This window comes from Methylophaga sp. F-2 (genome assembly GCF_056859315.1).
On sequence record NZ_JBSXOF010000018.1, the window covers coordinates 234106 to 252260 of the forward strand.

The window sequence follows — 18155 nt, forward strand, 5'->3', positions numbered from 1 at the left end:
CATAGAGACTAGTTATAGTAATTTTCTATGAGAGATATTAATCTTGGTAACTCATCTTCATTCAAGAAATTAATACCCGCGGCAGCTTTCCTGCCTCCACCAGTGTCAAATTGGCCTGCAATATAATCAGCTCCTTCTTGACGTATTTTGGGTGCTCTTATGCTTACCACATAAGCAGATGAATCAGGTATTTCAGTGAGAATTAAATGTGCCCGCGAAGGAAATTGATTGCTTAAATAATTACTATAGGTACCACTAATACGCCTTGCCCATTTATCATCAGGTAGTGTGATTACTCCCACCATCTCATTTTCATAGCTTAGCTTTTGTTGTTTTGCCTGTGCCAAATCTGAGTTGTAGCCTGAGTCCAGAGTCTCAATTATCTCAGCATTGTCATCAATAAAATCTAGAGGTGAGCGGTAGTTAACACAACACGAATACAACTCATCAGGCGCGAAGAATAAATCATCAATACTGGCACCATAGCCATTGTAATTAATATGCTGCCCCAAGGTTTTGAGTTTAATTATTTTACTTTCATCAAGATGGATTTTTTTTGCATAATTTTCAGCAACACTTGTGAGATTGTCACCAAAAGCCGCCGTTATCGCCCATAATTCATAGGCATTATTTAAGTACTCATTGATTATCAACGCAGTACATTTATTGGGATGCATATCAATCAGTGCTTGTAAACGAGGATGACTTATTTGCTCTCCTGGGTTGTGATGATCGGCATAAAACACATCGACATCATGTAATAGCAGATTCAGCAGTGCATCATGATTTTTTTGCATTGAAACATCTAATACTGTTACTTGGGAGGCTTTTTCTACATCGACCCTACTCAGTAATTTTATATCTCGTTTAACCCCGGTAATTAGTTCAGAGCGAATGGGATTAGCTAATCGCAATTGAACTAACGCACAAATCCCATCAGCATCACCATTAAAAACATCAAAGTTTGTCATTAGCTTTACTTTAAATAAGCTCGTTTTGTTTTAAATACGAAATGACTATATCAACGCATTCATTTACATTGAGTTCAGCTGTATTGAGTGTTACTTCAGGATGGTGTGGCACTTCGTAATCGGAATCAATGCCGGTAAAATTTTTTATCTGTCCACTTCTGGCTTTTTTATAGAGACCTTTGGGATCACGCTCTTCGCATGTACTGAGAGGTGTAGAGATATAAACTTCAACAAACTCTTTTTCTTCAACAAGATCACGAACCATTTGCCTATCACTGCGAAACGGTGAGATAAAAGCACTCATGACAATCAGACCAGCATCAGCAAATAGCTTAGCCATTTCCCCAATTCGTCTGATATTCTCAACACGATCAGCATCAGAAAATCCCAGATCTTTATTTAGCCCATGCCTGACATTATCGCCATCAAGTAAATAAGTGTGATGTCCCAGCTCAAATAGCTTTTGTTCTACAGCATTTGCAACCGTAGATTTACCTGCACCACTCAGGCCTGTAAACCACAAAATACAGGGTTTTTGTTTTTTTTGTTTTGATCGATCTAACTTTATTACCTTGTGTTTATGCCAGACGATATTTTTCATAATGAAAAAAATTCCTTATCCGAATAAGTAATATATTGAAGTAGATATTACCGACCTCACCAATTATTCCTAGTACACTTGATGTAAGTTTATTATTTCGTTATTACTAAAGTTTATAGGCAAAAAAAAGCCTGACATTAGTCAGGCTTTTTAATATGGTACCGACGGCCGGAGTCGAACCGGCACACCCGAAGGCACTACCCCCTCAAGATAGCGTGTCTACCAATTCCACCACGTCGGCAAGGGTAATCAAGGTTGCGTATTCTACGGTAATTCAGGCAAATCTGCAGGTGTTTTATCGACTTTTTGTTCTGTTGTTGGCGCAGACTCAGTCACACTTTTTGCTTTTCCGGGTGTTTCCACAGAAAAATAGGCAAGTGTCAGGCTGGTGATAAAGAAAATAGTCGCTAAGATCGCACTGGCGCGGCTTAAAAATGAAGCTGATCCCTGACTGCCGAACAGACTACCTGAAGCACCGCCACCGCCGCCACCAAATGCAGCACCTGCATCAGCGCCTTTACCGTGCTGAATCAGAACAAATCCAATCAGCAAAAGACAGGCAATAATATGAACTGTGAGAATAATCGCGTGCATGTGTTGTTAACCTAATTTTAAAACTGCGGCCTGACATATTTTAACAAATTCATCGGCGTCGAGTGATCCCCCGCCGACAAGTCCACCATCAATATCAGGTTGTAGAAACAATGGCGCAGCATTATTACCTTTTATGCTGCCTCCGTAAAGTATTCTTATATTTTTTGCTATCTCTTTATCGTGTTTTGCTACACGTTGTCGCATAAAACTATGTACGTCTTGCGCCCATTCTGGCGTGGCTGAGCGGCCTGTGCCGATAGCCCATACCGGTTCATATGCTAAAACCGTATGAGCGAGCCCTTCAACGCCCTGATGCGCAATAACAGTATCGAGTAATCGCAACACCACTTCTTCGGTACGACCAACAGCATGTTCGTCAGGGCTTTCCCCAATGCATATAATTGGTGTAATGCCCGCTCTGACTGCCATTTCATATTTTTCAGCGATAATACGGTCAAGTAGACATTGATCCAGGTCTAACTCAGCATATAAACAGCGTCTTTCTGAATGGCCTATTAATACATATTTGCAGCCAAAATCTACCAGCATGCTCGCCGAAATTTCGCCCGTGTAAGCCCCTTTCTCAAACTGAGACAGGTTCTGCGTCCCCCAAGCTAAACCTGTACCTGTAAGGGCAGATTGTACTTGTTGCAGGTAAACAGACGGCGGAAATAACGCGACTTCGATATCAGAAAAGGTATCGGCTTTAGAGAGTATGCCTTCAAGTAGTGCTTTATTACTCTCACTAGAGCCGTTCATTTTCCAGTTACCAGCGACTAGTGGTTTACGCACTTAACACTCTCTTTCAATATAAAATGAAACATCAGACTACATACCCACTATGGATAAAGCAATGTATGAAATAGTTCTGGCTAACCAATTACCAGAATAAGACTCAGCTAATATCAAAACATCTCATTTAATTTTTCAGCTCCTGCTCAATTACAGAGGCAAGTTCCTCAGCCAGTTGTTTGGTTAATGTGGCATCAATGCCTTCGACCATGACACGAATAACCGGTTCAGTTCCTGAGGCTCTGAGTAATACCCGCCCCTCATCACCCAGTCTTTTCTCTACCGATGCAATGGCTTGGTTAATCTCAGCATTTTTATTCAGATCAATCATTTTATTGACTCTGACATTAATCAAATGTTGAGGATATTTTGTTACGACAGATCGTAACTCATGCAGACTATTGTTAGTTTGCTGAATTTCTGCAACCACTTGCAGTGCTGCAACGATGCCATCGCCTGTTGATGTCTTGTCCAGACAAATGATGTGACCAGATGCTTCACCACCCAGTAAACCACCGACCTGTTGCAGTTTTTCCATGACATAACGATCACCGACTTTTGCCCGATGAAGTGACATATCGAATTTCGCCAGCGCATGTTCTAAGCCAAGGTTTGACATCTGGGTGCCAACAACATCAGGCATACTTGCGCCAATACGTTGTCTTGCTCTGGCAATGATAAATAATAATTCATCACCATCGACGATTTCGCCACGATGATCGACCATAATGATACGGTCACCATCACCATCTAAGGCAAGGCCCAGATCGGCTTTATTCTCAAGCACAGCTTGTTGTAGAAGTCGCGGTTCGGTCGAGCCACAGTTTAGATTGATGTTAAATCCATCAGGCTCAGCGCCCATAACAATGACTTGAGCGCCCAACTCTTTAAAGACATCAGGTGCAACGTGATAGGTAGCACCATGCGCACAATCAACAACGAGTTTTAGTCCACTTAAATCAATGCCACTTGGTATGGTACTTTTACAAAACTCAATATAACGACCTGCCGCATCACCAATACGATGTGCTTTACCCAAACGGGTAGAATCAACCGTTTTTAATGGTTGTTCCAGCATCGCCTCGATTTCCAGCTCTATTTCATCAGGTAATTTTGTCCCCTGCGCCGAAAAAAACTTAATGCCATTATCATGATAAGGATTATGCGAAGCACTGATGACTATGCCAGCTTGAGCATGAAAAGTACGAGTTAGATAAGCAACTGCCGGAGTAGGCATGGGCCCTAGTAAATAAATATCAACGCCTGCAGCAGATAGGCCAGCCTGTAAGGCAGACTCAAACATATATCCCGAAATACGGGTATCTTTACCAATGATGACCCTGCTGTTACGTTCTTTCGCCAGGACTCTACCAACCGCCCAGCCGAGTTTTAATACAAAGTCCGGCGTGACAGCACCATCACCAACACGACCACGGATGCCGTCTGTTCCAAAATAACGTCTTTGTTTAGTCAAAATCTTCTACCTGCATAACTGCCTGACTTAATTTTACGGCTTGGAGCGTCTCTTTCACATCGTGAGTTCTAATGAGCTTTGCACCCAACCATGTCGCGATTGAAGCAAGTGATAAACTCCCCGCTAATCGTTCATCTACACTGACTTTTAACATATCGCCAATTATAGACTTACGTGAAACGCCAACTAAAACCGGATAAGGTAAATCCGTCAGACTGGATAAATGTTTCATCAGCCTTAGATTATGGCGGGCACGTTTACCGAAGCCAAAACCAGGATCAAGCATGATCTGTTCAGCTTTAATACCTGCGTTTAGACAGGTATCTACGCGTTCCAACAAGAACGCTTTCACTTCAGCAACCACATCAGTGTAGTGAGGTTCATGTTGCATGGTTTGAGGTGTGCCTTGCATATGCATTAGACAGACTGGCACATTTAGCTCAACAGCGGCTGCCAGTGCGCCTTCAGTTCGCAAAGCATTCACATCATTGATGAGCCCAGCACCAGCCTTCACCGCTGCTCTCATGACTCCAGGCTTCATTGTGTCGATAGAGATAGGAATATCGAATTCCGCACTTATCATTTCTATGACCGGTGCGACTCGTTCGATTTCTTCTTGCTCTGCCACGATATCTGAGCCAGGTCGTGTAGATTCACCGCCGATATCTAGAATATCCGCGCCTTCGACGATAAGCTTTTCAGCTTGTTTGAGGGCTGCATCACGATTAAGGAATTTGCCACCATCTGAAAATGAATCAGGAGTGACATTTACGATGCCCATAATACGAGGAACGGACAAGTCCAAGGACTTGCCCGCGCAATCAAAAATCACGTAATTACTTCCTGGTTTTTAATGCAGCTGATCAGCTGGTTTGCCAGAAGGTGTTTCTGAAGAATCAGACTCTGTATCACCAGATGGTGGTGTAGATGAACGATCAGTCCAATCTTTTGGTTCACCCGGTTCACGACCTTCCATAATGGCATCAATCTGATCACTATCAATGGTTTCATATTTCATTAATAGTTTAGCCATGGTATGCAATTTATCCATATTATCAATCAGCAATTGTTTTGCACGATCATAGTTACGGTTGATAACACGTCTTACATCTTCATCGATCTGTTTCGCTGTCAGATCAGACACCGCTTTATGCTGAGTCACACTGCGGCCCAAGAAAACTTCGCCTTCATCTTCACCATAAGACAATGGTCCCATGTTGTCAGAAAGCCCCCATTTAGTGACCATATTATGAGCGAGCTCAGTGGCACGTTGGATATCATTGGACGCACCGGTAGTCACCGCTTCCTGACCAAAGATAAGCTCTTCAGCTAAACGACCACCATATAAACTTGAAATTTGGCTTTCTAAGGTCTGTTTGCTGTAACTGTATTTATCTTCTGTCGGTAAGAACATCGTCACACCCAATGCTCTACCCCTTGGAATAATACTGACTTTATAGACAGGATCATGCCCCGGTACTAAACGACCAATGATGGCATGGCCAGCCTCATGATAAGCCGTTAACTCTTTCTCTTTTTCATTCATCACCATGGAGCGTCGTTCTGCACCCATCATGATTTTATCTTTTGCCAATTCAAGTTGTTCCATGCCAACCAGACGTTTATTACCGCGAGCAGCGAATAATGCCGCTTCATTAACCAAGTTAGCTAAGTCTGCACCAGAAAAGCCTGGTGTACCACGAGCAATCACTCTTGCGTCGACGTCATCAGCGGCTGGTACTTTACGCAGATGCACATTGAGGATCTGTTCACGACCACGAATGTCAGGCAGCGGTACCACGACCTGACGGTCAAAACGGCCTGGACGTAATAATGCAGGGTCAAGTACATCAGGACGGTTGGTTGCCGCGATAACGATGACACCTTCATTACCTTCAAAACCATCCATTTCTACTAATAATTGGTTAAGTGTTTGCTCACGTTCATCATTACCTCCGCCCATACCGGCGCCACGGTGACGACCTACAGCATCAATTTCGTCAATAAAAATGATACATGGTGCATGCTTTTTCGCTTGTTCAAACATATCACGAACACGCGACGCACCCACACCAACAAACATTTCAACGAAGTCAGAACCAGAAATAGAGAAAAACGGTACTTTAGCTTCACCTGCAATGGCTTTAGCCAGTAAGGTTTTACCTGTACCTGGTGAGCCGGCCATCAAAATACCGCGAGGGATACGACCACCCAGTTTCTGGAACTTGCTTGGATCGCGCAGAAAATCAACCAGTTCAGCCACTTCTTCTTTGGCTTCTTCTACACCAGCGACATCTTTGAAGGTGACTTTAACTTGATCTTCGTTAAGCATGCGCGCTTTGCTTTTACCGAATGACATGGGGTTTTTACCGCCACCACCCTGCATTTGTCGCATAAAGAAAATCCAGACACCAATCAATAGAAGCATTGGGAACCATGAGATAAAGATCTGCATCAGTAAGCTGGTTTTTTCTGCTGGTTCCGCTTTGATGGTGACGCCATTATCTAATAAATCACCAATCAAACCGGGATCGTAATCAGGACTATATGTCGTGAATTTACTACCATCTGTCAGTTCACCTGAAATGGTTCTGCCCTGAATATCAACTCTGGCTACAGCCCCGTTTTTCACGTTGCTGATAAAGCTAGAATAATCCATGCTGCCTGAATCATTACTTTGTGGACCAAAATTATTAAAAACAGACATCAGCACAACGGCGATGACTACCCACAAAACAATATTTTTCATCATGTCATTCAATGTAAGGTACCTCTGGTTACCATTAAATGTTATTTGAGACCACGCCCCAACAAATAAACTTCACGACTTCTCGCTCGAGAAGCCCCCGGCTTACGGGTAACAACTTTCGTGAAGTTGTCTCTCATTTCTTTCAAAAAAGCTTCGAATCCTTCGCCTTGAAACACTTTGACAAGAAAGCAGCCGCTTTTACTTAAATTATTCAATGCAAAATCTAAAGCCAACTCGACCAAGTACATACTTGAAGGCTGATCTATCGACCCTACACCTGTCATATTGGGGGCCATATCCGATAATACAAGGTCTATTTGCCGACCATCCAATACTTTATTCAATTCATCTAGTACATCGTCTTCACGGAAATCACCTTGAATAAAATGTACTCCAGTCAAAGGGGTCATTTCTAATATATCTAGTGCGATGACTTTACCACTATCGCCAACCTTAGCTAAGGCATAGTCGGACCAACCGCCAGGTGCTGAGCCAAGATCAACGACACTCATACCAGGACGAATGAGTTTATCTTTATCATCAATTTCTTTTAATTTGAAAGTCGCACGTGAACGATGGCCTTCTTTCTGAGCCTGTTTGACATACTGATCATCAAAATGTTCTTTTAACCAGCTTTGACTTGATTTACTTCTAGCCATATCAGGATGTTTGCTCTGCTTCTGCACGCTTGTCTGAAGTCAATACTAACATCAAACCAAGTAAGCTCATTAACATGTATATACTCTCACTTAGTTTATGCAGCGTATTGAACCGTTCAGTTAATACAGGATCTGCACGCCAGTCTAATAATTTTATCGATGCCATATCAGGCTGAATAAAAAGCAGGAAGACAACACTCATTATTAACATGGCTAAAATAAGCCAGCTTCGCCAATAGCGATGAAATGTGGTGACACCAAAAACAAATAACCGGCTTATCAACAAAATACAAGCACTTATAAGGCTTAGAATATTGACGGCATAAAACAATTTGCCGGCGTAATCACCAGCAATTGTAAGTTCTAAATTCGCAAAGGCCATTGGTACAGCTAAATATCCTATCGACCATAATGAACCAATCCAAAGGGTCAAAAGTAATCGTTCACCTGAATAGCCAGACAGCATTCTACGCCTCGTAACCTATATCAATAATTTCATATTCGATATTACCGCCTGGCGCTTGCACTGTTGCTACATCATCAATTTCTTTACCAATCAGTGCACGTGCAATAGGCGAAGATACAGAAATACGATTTAATTTAATATCAGATTCATAGTCACCTACGATCTGATATTTCACTTCCTGATCAGTATCTATATTTAATAAGGTTACTGTCACCCCAAATACCACGCGACCTTCTTTAGGCAAAGTAGCCGGGTCGATTATCTGAGCATTAGACAATACCGACTCCAATTCCTGAATACGACCTTCGATAAAACTTTGCTGCTCTTTTGCTGCGTGGTACTCCGCATTTTCTTTTAAATCACCATGTGCGCGGGCTTCTGAAATAGCCGCAACCACTTCAGGCCTTGCCACCATCTTCAGGTGTTTTAATTCTTCTTTAAGTGCTTCAGCACCACGTGAAGTAATAGGTACAGCCATTAATTTAACTCTCCATGCAAAGATTGCAGCCTGTTTACTGAGCCAATATCTTCGCTATTTAATGCTTGAACAGTGGCTCTAGCAGCTGCCAATGTTGTCGTATAGTTGACTTGATGCTGCAGTGCTGCACGACGAATTTCTCTTGAATCGGCAACAGATTGGCGACCTTCGGTCGTATTCACAATCAAGTCAATTTCATCATTTTTAATCATATCGACGATATGAGGTTGACCTTCCGCGACTTTGTTCACAGGCTCACAATTCACACCCGCTTCTTCTAATACACGCTGTGTGCCTCGTGTAGCGAGCAATGCGAAACCAAGTGAGGACAAGTCTTTCGCAATTTGTATAACAGCTACCTTATCAGCCTCACGCACACTGATAAAGGCTTTGCCTCCAGTAGGCAGTACAACTGAAGCGGCTAACTGTGATTTTGCAAAAGCTTCACCAAATGTTCTGCCAACCCCCATGACTTCACCCGTAGATTTCATTTCAGGGCCAAGAATAGGATCAACGCCTTGGAATTTAATGAATGGGAATACCGCTTCTTTAACAGAGTAATAAGAAGGAATGACCTCTTTCGTTACGCCTTGGTCCACTAGTGAACGACCAGCCATGGCTCTCGCAGCAATCTTGGCCAACGGCACACCAATGGATTTCGACACATACGGCACGGTACGTGACGCACGTGGATTGACTTCAAGAATATAAATTTGATCACCCTTGATGGCAAACTGCGTATTCATTAAACCTTTTACGCCGAGCTCTAACGCCATTTGACGTACTTGCTCACGCAACTGGTCCTGTGTTGCCTGACTCAGGCTATATGGCGGTAAGGCACAAGCAGAGTCACCAGAGTGGACACCAGCTTGTTCAATGTGTTCCATAATGCCGCCAATCAGCACATCTTTACCGTCACAGATAGCATCTACATCGACTTCAATAGCATCATCAAGGAAACGGTCTAATAAAACGGGTGATTCATTCGATACTTTCACCGCATTCAGCATATAACGTTGTAATTCTTCTTCGTTATAAACGATTTCCATCGCGCGTCCACCCAATACATACGAGGGACGTACCACTAAGGGATAGCCAATTTCCGATGCTAATGCGACAGCCGTATCAACAGAATGGGCCAGTCTATTTGGTGGTTGTAACAAGTTTAGTTTTTCAACCATTTGCTGGAAACGTTCACGATCTTCTGCATGATCAATGGCATCTGGTGATGTTCCGATAATAGGAACACCCGCAGCTTCAAGCGCACGTGCCAGTTTCAACGGTGTTTGACCACCAAACTGCACGATCACCCCTTTCGGTTTTTCCAGTTCAACGATTTCTAATACATCTTCCAGCGTCAAAGACTCAAAATACAGACGATCTGAAGTGTCGTAATCTGTTGAAACTGTTTCTGGGTTACAGTTGACCATGATGGTTTCATAACCATCTTCACGTAATGCCAATGCCGCATGAACACAGCAATAATCAAACTCAATACCCTGGCCGATACGGTTAGGACCACCACCTAGAATCATGATTTTGTCACGATCACTTGGGTTGGCCTCACATTCCATATCGTAAGTTGAATACATATACGCCGTGCCAGTAGCAAATTCAGCACCACAGGTATCAACACGTTTATAGACAGGACGTACTTGCATGGCCTGACGATACTCACGGATCTGTTTTTCTGTTTTTTGTAACAGTTTAGCCAATCGTGAATCAGAGAAACCTTTGCGTTTTAAGGCATACATTTCCTGCTGATCAATATCGTTAAGCGAGCGTTCTTTAAGTTGATTTTCTAATGTCACCAACTCTTCAATTTGAATCAGGAACCATGGGTCTATATGAGTCAGCTTTTGAATCTCATCAAAACTGAAACCATAACGGAAGGCATCTGCTACGTACCATAAACGATCTGAACCCGGTAAGCTCAGCTCACGGCGTAATGTTTCTGCTATATTTTCCTCAGTCAGGTCAATCACTTCTGTCAAACCATCACGATCAATTTCAAGGCCACGTAAAGCCTTTTGTAATGATTCCTGGAAGTTACGACCAATAGCCATCACCTCACCGACAGACTTCATCTGCGTACTTAGACGGTTATCAGCCTGTGGGAATTTTTCAAACGTAAAGCGCGGTACTTTTGTCACCACGTAATCGATTGTTGGCTCAAACGAAGCCGGTGTTGCGTTACCGGTAATTTCGTTTTGCAATTCGTCCAGCGTATAACCTACTGCCAGTTTTGCAGCGACTTTCGCAATAGGGAAACCTGTGGCTTTAGAAGCCAGGGCTGAAGAACGCGAGACACGTGGATTCATCTCAATGATAATCAGACGACCTGTTTCTGGATTAACAGCAAACTGTACGTTTGAACCACCGGTATCCACACCAATTTCACGCAATACTGCCAGAGAGGCATTACGCATGATTTGATATTCTTTATCTGTCAGAGTTTGAGCAGGGGCAACGGTGATTGAGTCACCTGTGTGTACGCCCATGGGATCCAGATTTTCAATGGAACAGATAATGATGGCGTTATCTTTACGGTCACGCACCACTTCCATTTCATACTCTTTCCAGCCAATGATTGACTCTTCAATCAGTAATTCAGATGTTGGGCTGAGGTATAAACCACGCTGACAGATTTCAATAAAATCCTGCTTATTATAAGCGATACCACCGCCACTACCGCCCATAGTAAAAGAAGGACGGATAATCACTGGGAAACCAAATTTTTCTTGAACCTGTAAGGCTTCGTCAAGCGTGTGCGCAATATCAGACTGCGGCATATCCAGACCAATTTTACGCATGGCCTCACGGAATAAGTCACGGTCTTCAGCTTTGTTAATAGCTTCACTATCAGCACCGATCATTTCGACACCGAATTGTTCTAAAATACCGTGTTTTTCCAGATCCAATGCACAGTTAAGCGCTGTCTGTCCGCCCATAGTAGGCAAAATGGCATCTGGACGTTCTGCTTCAATGACTTTGCTTACAGCTTGCCAGGTAACCGGTTCGATGTAAGTGGCATCAGCCATATTAGGGTCAGTCATGATCGTGGCTGGATTCGAGTTCACCAGAATGACACGATAACCTTCTTCTCGCAGCGCTTTACACGCTTGTGCACCAGAATAATCGAATTCACAGGCTTGACCGATAACAATCGGTCCTGCACCCAGAATCAGAATACTTTGAATATCAGTACGTTTAGCCATCGTGTGTTATTTACCCGTTGCTTGTTCAAGTAGATCGATGAAGTGATCAAAAAGAGGAGCTGCATCTTGCGGACCAGGACTTGCTTCAGGATGTCCCTGGAAACTAAATGCTGGCTTGCTGACGTGGTGGATACCCTGCAAGGTGCCATCGAATAATGATCTGTGCGTTGCTGTTAATGTGTCTGGCAATGTTTCTTCATCTACGGCAAAGCCATGATTCTGGCTGGTAATCATAACCAATCCCGCCAGCAGCTCTTGCACAGGATGGTTAGCACCATGATGACCAAACTTCATTTTGACTGTTTTGGCGCCACAGGCGAGACCTAACAATTGGTGACCAAGGCAAATACCAAAAGTCGGGATATCTCTTTCCAGCAACGTTTGAATCGCTTTTATCGCATAATCACAGGGTTCAGGATCGCCAGGACCATTCGACAGGAATACTCCATCCGGATTAAGTGCCAAGACTTCTTCAACAGGGGTTTGGGCCGGCACAACGGTGAGCTTGCAACCACGCTCAACCAACATTCTCAGAATGTTTTTCTTGGCACCATAGTCATAAGCCACCACATGATATTTCGGTTCAGCCGCTTGAGACTGACCATCAATATGCCAGCAGGCCTCATCCCAGACATAAGATTCTTTTGTGCTGACTTCTTTGGCAAGATCCAGCCCTTTTAAACCTTGAAAGCCTTTTGCAGCAGCGATAGCCGCTTCAATGTCAATGTTATCACCTGCGACGATGCAGCCTTTCATCGCCCCTTTTTCACGAATCAAACGTGTTAGTGAGCGTGTATCAATACCTGCCAAGCCGACGATATTGTGTTTGACCAGGTAAGCATCCAATGCTTGTTCACTTCTCCAGCTGCTTACAACAGGAGAAAGTTCTCGAATAATAAGTCCACTTGCGTAAACGTTGTCAGATTCTTCATCCTCATCATTAACACCGGTATTTCCGATATGAGGATAGGTTAATGTGACTATTTGTCGACAATAAGAAGGATCGGTCAGGATTTCCTGATAGCCAGTCATTGACGTGTTAAAAACAACTTCACCGACTGACTGGCCAATGGCTCCAATCGATTCGCCGTGATAAACCGTGCCGTCTTCAAGAGCAAGTAACGCACTCGTTCGCAAGGGAAACCTCCACCAGATAAAAATAATGGGGCAAACATGACGTTCTCCCCAGACAAAATCTTTGCAATTTTATCGCAAAACAGCCGGTCGAGTCCACGCTAAAAACGATTATCCTCTGGCGCTAGTGCTAACTATTTCAATTTCCTGAAGTGTATCTAGGATTCTATATATAAAGTTCCGGTCTGCGATGTGTGTGTAGCGGCATATTCGACCGAACCTGACGCAGATACTCAATATCAATTCGACTCAGGGTGAGACCGACTCTTTCAGGCGCACAGCACAGGATACTTCCCCAGGGATCAATAATGACGCTACTACCATATGAAATGCGATCACCATAATGCTTCCCCCACTGATTCGGCGCAACAATATAGACCTGATTTTCGATAGCCCTTGCAATTAACAGCGGTAACCAGTGATGTTTGCCTGTGTGGAGAAAAAATGCCGCCGGAACAAAAATAATTTCAGCGCCTTTGTCTGACAGTGATCGAAACAAGTCCGGAAAACGTAAGTCATAACAAATGCTAAATCCCAGCCGACCCAGCTCATGATCAATCACCACTGTTTTACTACCCGGCTTTATGCCGGCTGATTCCATATACCCCAGTGGAACGGCGTCACACATATGAATTTTCTGATAGCGGGCTTTTTCAGTGCCATCGCGATCGATGAAGATAGACGTATTGAACAACCTTCCACTGTTTTCATCAGTGATTTCATACACACTGCTCAGCAATAGAGCACAGTTACTCTGTTTGGCAAGCTGGCTAAAGCGAGGCAGGATATCCGTTTCCAGTTTCTCGGCCACATCATGCTTCGCTGAATGGTCATTACCGACATAGAGAAAGGTTTCAGGAAAGGCTAAAAGATTGAGCTTTCGCTCAGCGGCTTCTGCAATCATATGCTCAGAAAAAGCCAGATTATCTTCATAGCTTTCGGACGAATTCATCTGCACGATGCCCACATCAATTACCATCACATCACCTTATCTTTTATACGGTTAATCCCCTTTAGCGAAAATATAACAAAAATACGCTCTACACAAACTCATGCCAGACACATTAGAAAATCACTGGTGACATTAGGATTGCTTGGGTATATTGGAGTGTTTAATGTGTAATCAATGAGGTCAGCCATGACACAATCAATAATCAATAGTGGTTTCCCCAACCAACGCCCCAGAAGAATGCGTAAAGATGATTTTTCTCGACGTTTAATGCGGGAAAATGTGCTGACGGTTAATGATTTAATCTACCCCTGTTTTGTTCTGGAAGGTTCTAATCAGCGTGAAGAAGTAAAATCGATGCCTGGCGTGGATAGGCTTAGTATTGATCTTCTTCTAAAAGAAGCTGAAACCATTCATACGCTTGGTGTGCCAGTGATGGCCTTATTCCCTGTCACGCCTATTGAGAAAAAAACAGAAGATGCACGTGAAGCCTATAATCCTGACGGCCTTGTTCAACAAGCCGTCCGTGCATTACGAAAAGAATTCCCTGAGCTTGGTATTATGACCGATGTCGCATTAGACCCTTTCACAACACATGGCCAGGATGGTTTACTCGATGATGATGGTTATATCGTGAATGATCACACTGTCGATGTGCTGATTAAACAAGCTCTGTCTCATGCCGAAGCTGGTGCTCAAATTGTCGCACCTTCCGATATGATGGATGGCAGAATTGGCGCCATTCGCGATGCACTGGAATTCAACAGTCACATTCATACGCGCATCATGGCTTACTCAGCCAAATATGCTTCCAGCTTTTATGGACCATTTCGTGATGCTGTAGGCAGCTCAGGTAATTTAGGCAGTGGTAACAAATTTACCTACCAGATGGATCCGGCCAACAGTGATGAAGCCTTGCATGAAGTCGCATTAGATATTCAGGAAGGGGCTGATATGGTGATGGTCAAACCAGGAATGCCCTATCTTGACGTTTTATACCGTGTCAAAGAGACCTTTAAAAAGCCGACCTATGTTTATCAGGTCAGCGGTGAATACGCCATGTTAAAAGCGGCGATTCAAAACGGTTGGTTATCAGATGCGGTGATTGAGGAAAGTCTGCTTGCCTTCAAGCGCGCTGGTGCTGATGGCATTCTGACCTATTTTGCCAAAGATGTTGCTCAGCGGCTGAAAGCTGGGATCTGATTCTCAAGAAATTTATTAGCTATATCTATGACAGATAAATATGCCGTTATCGGCCACCCGATTAAACATAGTAAATCACCTTTTATTCATGCGGAGTTTGCCAAACAATGTCAGCAGGATATTGAATACACCGCAATAGAAGTGCCACTGGACTCGCTGGCTCCAAGTCTTCAGCAACTACGTGATGTTCTGAAATTAAAAGGCATTAATATTACCGTTCCATTTAAGGAACAGGCATGGGAGCTGGCAGACAATTTATCGGACCGTGCTCAACGTGCCGGTGCGATAAACACCCTGATGTTTGAAAATAATGGTTCGATGTTTGGAGACAATACTGATGGCATTGGTTTATGTCGTGATCTTGAAAACCATGATGTTAACTTAAAAGATAAACGGGTTTTATTAATTGGTGCAGGCGGTGCAGCGCGTGGTGTGATTGCGCCGTTAATGAGCTACCAGCCTGCTGAGCTTTTTATTGCCAATAGAACCGCCAGCAAAGCGAAAAAACTGGCAGAGCTATTTGCTGATTTAGGCCAGATTCAGGGAGGTGGCTTTAGTGAGGTAAATAGTCACTTCGACGTGATTATCAATGCCACAGCAGCAAGCTTACAGGGGGAAGTACCTGATTTACCTGCCAGCATTTTTACTGAGCAAACTTGTTGTTACGACATGATGTATGCCAATACCGACACCGCTTTCATTGCATGGGCTAAAAAACATAATGTCAGTAAAACAGTAGATGGCTTAGGGATGCTTGTTGAACAAGCTGCCGAAGCTTTTTATCTCTGGCGAAAAATCAGACCTGACACTGGTTCAGTCATGCAAAAACTTCGAGACGATATGCAAACAAGCTGAGCGCACCCTACTCTAAAAAATAAAGCCTGCAAAAGCAGGCTTTATTTATTCTGAAAGCATTCAAAACTATTTATGCTCTTGCGCTAATTCCGGATGCGTATTGTGAACATGATGTTTGTCTCTTACCGGACGGATAGATAAATTTGCAATAAAGGCAATGATCAATAGTCCTGCCATGGCGAACATGGTTGAGTTATACAAGCTAGGCGTTGGATCCAAAGTGCCTGCCGGTGCAATTTCCATCAACTGCGAAATAGACACCGTTTTTGCCGCGATCAATTGATCAAGATTATCGATACTCGCCCCGAATTTTTGTAAAAAGGCTGCCGGATCCACTTTGGCAGCTAATTCATGTAGCACTTTATTCAGCGAGTTTTCGCGTAAATGCGTAATGACATAAGGCCCCAAAATACCTGCCGTGCTCCAAGCGGTTAATAAACGACCGTGGATGCCACCCACATGCATCGTACCGAAAATATCAGCCAGATAAGCAGGAATAGTGGCAAAACCACCACCATACATTGTGAAGATAATCATGGTTACCGCATAAAACATGACTAATGCGGTCACACTAGGGCTCACACTTGCTTGCGTTGCAATATAAGGAATAGATAAATACAGCAATGCGCCCAGAACAAAAAAGCAATGATAGGTATTCTTACGGCCAATATAGTCAGACGCTGTCGACCATAAAAAACGGCCTGACATATTAAAGACACTGATCATCAACACATAGGTGGCAGCAAAACTGGCGTCGACGATACCTGGCAAGCTAGGGCTAAAGATATCGGTAATCATGGTTTTTGCGACACCAATCACCCCGATCCCTGCTGTCACGTTAAAACATAAGACGATCCATAGTTGATAAAACTGAGGAGTTTTTAATGCTTGATCAATATGAACGTGATTATCTGTAATCAGACGATTTTTTGTTGATTCATTTTTAGCCGGAGGAGTCCAGTTTTCAGGTTTCCAGTCTTTTGCTGGTACGCGGAAGCTAAACGCTGCTATTGTCATCACGATGAAGTAAACAATGCCAAGAGTAATAAATACGCTTGTAGCACCAGTATCACCAGTACCGACGACATACACCCCTTCTGGCCCTGGAATCGGGGTTTTTAACATATCGGCAGCAGAAGCAATAACCACTTCAACTTGTTGGCCAGCGACGTCAGCATAACGTCTGCCTGCCTCTGTTATCAGGTTAACATCCGCCACTTTGCCCAGATATTCCGGCATCTGATAATACAAACGCAGTAGGTAAGTTATCAGTGGTGCGCCTATCATCGCGCCACCGCCAAATCCCATAATGGCAATCCCCGTTGCCATTCCTCGTCGGTCAGGGAACCAGCGAATCAGTGTGCTTACCGGTGTGACATAAGCCAGACCCAATCCACAGCCACCAATAGCACCATAACCTAAATAGATAAGCCAAAGTTCATGTGTGGCAATACCAATACTACCAACAAGAAAACCACCGCCCCATAAACAGGCAGCGAGAAATCCAGTGGCTCTTGGTCCGACTTCTTCCAGCCATTTACCGCCAATAGCAGCAGCTAAACCCAAAAAAACAATGGCCGTTGAAAAAATCCAGACTACTGATGAAAAGCTCCAGTCATCGGCGGCACTCGCTACAACTCCAAATTGTTTGGTTAATGCAGGATTAAAAATACTCCACGCATACACTGAACCAATACATAAATGGATAGCAACAGATGCTGGTGCGATTAACCAGCGATTAAATCCGGGGTTGGCGATGATATGTTTCTTGGATAGCCGAGCGGCTAGGTTATCGAACAATGACATCAGTAATATTCCTCTCTAGATATAGTTATTATGTTTTTCAGCAACATATCACAACTATTCATCAAGACGGAACCGCCATAGCAAAAAAGCCGAAAAAAGCGACTCAGAGATTATTTACAGTGGCGTATAAACAGACTAAGAAAAACATCCCCACCGATAATGACCGGCTTCTTTTTTATGATTAGGATCAGGTGAGGATGAAGGGA

Annotated in this window: 16 protein-coding genes and 1 tRNA gene; 2 read left to right on the top strand and 15 right to left on the bottom strand. The window is 43.5% G+C overall.

The features are described from left to right. Positions 1-8: 8 nt before the first annotated feature. The 14 genes from AC13DA_RS08130 to AC13DA_RS08195 all read right to left on the bottom strand — a co-directional run bounded on the left by AC13DA_RS08130 (position 9) and on the right by AC13DA_RS08195 (position 14115). On the bottom strand, positions 9-971 hold the full coding sequence (locus tag AC13DA_RS08130) for a DHHA1 domain-containing protein (RefSeq protein ID WP_482945890.1): 963 nt from the start codon (positions 969-971) through the stop codon (positions 9-11). A gap of 10 nt (positions 972-981) precedes the next feature. Further along, on the bottom strand, positions 982-1572 hold the full coding sequence (gene cysC / locus AC13DA_RS08135; RefSeq protein WP_482945891.1) for an adenylyl-sulfate kinase: 591 nt from the start codon (positions 1570-1572) through the stop codon (positions 982-984). Positions 1573-1728: 156 nt separating this feature from the next. Next, a tRNA-Leu gene (locus AC13DA_RS08140) sits at positions 1729-1813 on the bottom strand. Between the two features lie 23 nt (positions 1814-1836). Continuing rightward, the gene (secG, locus tag AC13DA_RS08145; RefSeq protein WP_007146596.1) at positions 1837-2166 is read right to left on the bottom strand and encodes a preprotein translocase subunit SecG; all 330 of its coding nucleotides are present in this window, start codon (positions 2164-2166) and stop codon (positions 1837-1839) included. 6 nt (positions 2167-2172) lie between these two features. After that, on the bottom strand, positions 2173-2958 hold the full coding sequence (gene tpiA, locus AC13DA_RS08150) for a triose-phosphate isomerase (protein ID WP_273179903.1): 786 nt from the start codon (positions 2956-2958) through the stop codon (positions 2173-2175). Between the two features lie 127 nt (positions 2959-3085). Next, positions 3086-4432: a phosphoglucosamine mutase gene (glmM, locus tag AC13DA_RS08155; protein WP_284451088.1), complete on the bottom strand. Its 1347-nt coding sequence runs from the start codon at positions 4430-4432 to the stop codon at positions 3086-3088. Then, a complete protein-coding gene (gene folP, locus AC13DA_RS08160) occupies positions 4425-5264 on the bottom strand; it encodes a dihydropteroate synthase (protein WP_459076685.1) in 840 nt (279 codons plus the stop codon). The genes glmM and folP overlap by 8 nt, the downstream gene beginning before the upstream one ends. A gap of 18 nt (positions 5265-5282) precedes the next feature. Further along, positions 5283-7184, bottom strand: a complete 1902-nt coding sequence (gene ftsH / locus AC13DA_RS08165; protein ID WP_040576611.1) for an ATP-dependent zinc metalloprotease FtsH — start codon at positions 7182-7184, stop codon at positions 5283-5285. 38 nt (positions 7185-7222) lie between these two features. Beyond that, on the bottom strand, positions 7223-7840 hold the full coding sequence (gene rlmE, locus AC13DA_RS08170; RefSeq protein WP_007146601.1) for a 23S rRNA (uridine(2552)-2'-O)-methyltransferase RlmE: 618 nt from the start codon (positions 7838-7840) through the stop codon (positions 7223-7225). A gap of 1 nt (position 7841) precedes the next feature. Beyond that, on the bottom strand, positions 7842-8306 hold the full coding sequence (locus tag AC13DA_RS08175) for a DUF4149 domain-containing protein (RefSeq protein ID WP_284451087.1): 465 nt from the start codon (positions 8304-8306) through the stop codon (positions 7842-7844). Position 8307: 1 nt separating this feature from the next. Beyond that, on the bottom strand, positions 8308-8784 hold the full coding sequence (greA, locus tag AC13DA_RS08180; protein WP_007146603.1) for a transcription elongation factor GreA: 477 nt from the start codon (positions 8782-8784) through the stop codon (positions 8308-8310). Then, entirely contained in the window at positions 8784-12002 is a 3219-nt protein-coding gene (gene carB / locus AC13DA_RS08185; protein ID WP_284451086.1) for a carbamoyl-phosphate synthase large subunit, read from the bottom strand. The genes greA and carB overlap by 1 nt, the downstream gene beginning before the upstream one ends. 6 nt (positions 12003-12008) lie before the next feature. Continuing rightward, entirely contained in the window at positions 12009-13139 is a 1131-nt protein-coding gene (gene carA / locus AC13DA_RS08190; protein ID WP_284451085.1) for a glutamine-hydrolyzing carbamoyl-phosphate synthase small subunit, read from the bottom strand. 163 nt (positions 13140-13302) lie between these two features. Beyond that, positions 13303-14115, bottom strand: coding sequence for a carbon-nitrogen hydrolase family protein (locus AC13DA_RS08195; RefSeq protein ID WP_284451084.1), 813 nt, complete (start codon positions 14113-14115; stop codon positions 13303-13305). A 159-nt stretch (positions 14116-14274) separates the two neighbouring features. Between AC13DA_RS08195 and hemB the strand changes: the two genes are divergently transcribed. Together hemB and aroE are read left to right on the top strand one after the other, a co-directional pair. After that, positions 14275-15288: a porphobilinogen synthase gene (gene hemB / locus AC13DA_RS08200; protein WP_284451083.1), complete on the top strand. Its 1014-nt coding sequence runs from the start codon at positions 14275-14277 to the stop codon at positions 15286-15288. 27 nt (positions 15289-15315) lie between these two features. After that, positions 15316-16143: a shikimate dehydrogenase gene (aroE, locus tag AC13DA_RS08205; protein ID WP_284451082.1), complete on the top strand. Its 828-nt coding sequence runs from the start codon at positions 15316-15318 to the stop codon at positions 16141-16143. 66 nt (positions 16144-16209) lie between these two features. Here the strand turns inward: aroE and AC13DA_RS08210 are convergent, their stop codons facing one another. Further along, the gene (locus AC13DA_RS08210) at positions 16210-17949 is read right to left on the bottom strand and encodes an OFA family MFS transporter (protein ID WP_284451081.1); all 1740 of its coding nucleotides are present in this window, start codon (positions 17947-17949) and stop codon (positions 16210-16212) included. Positions 17950-18155: the final 206 nt, after the last annotated feature.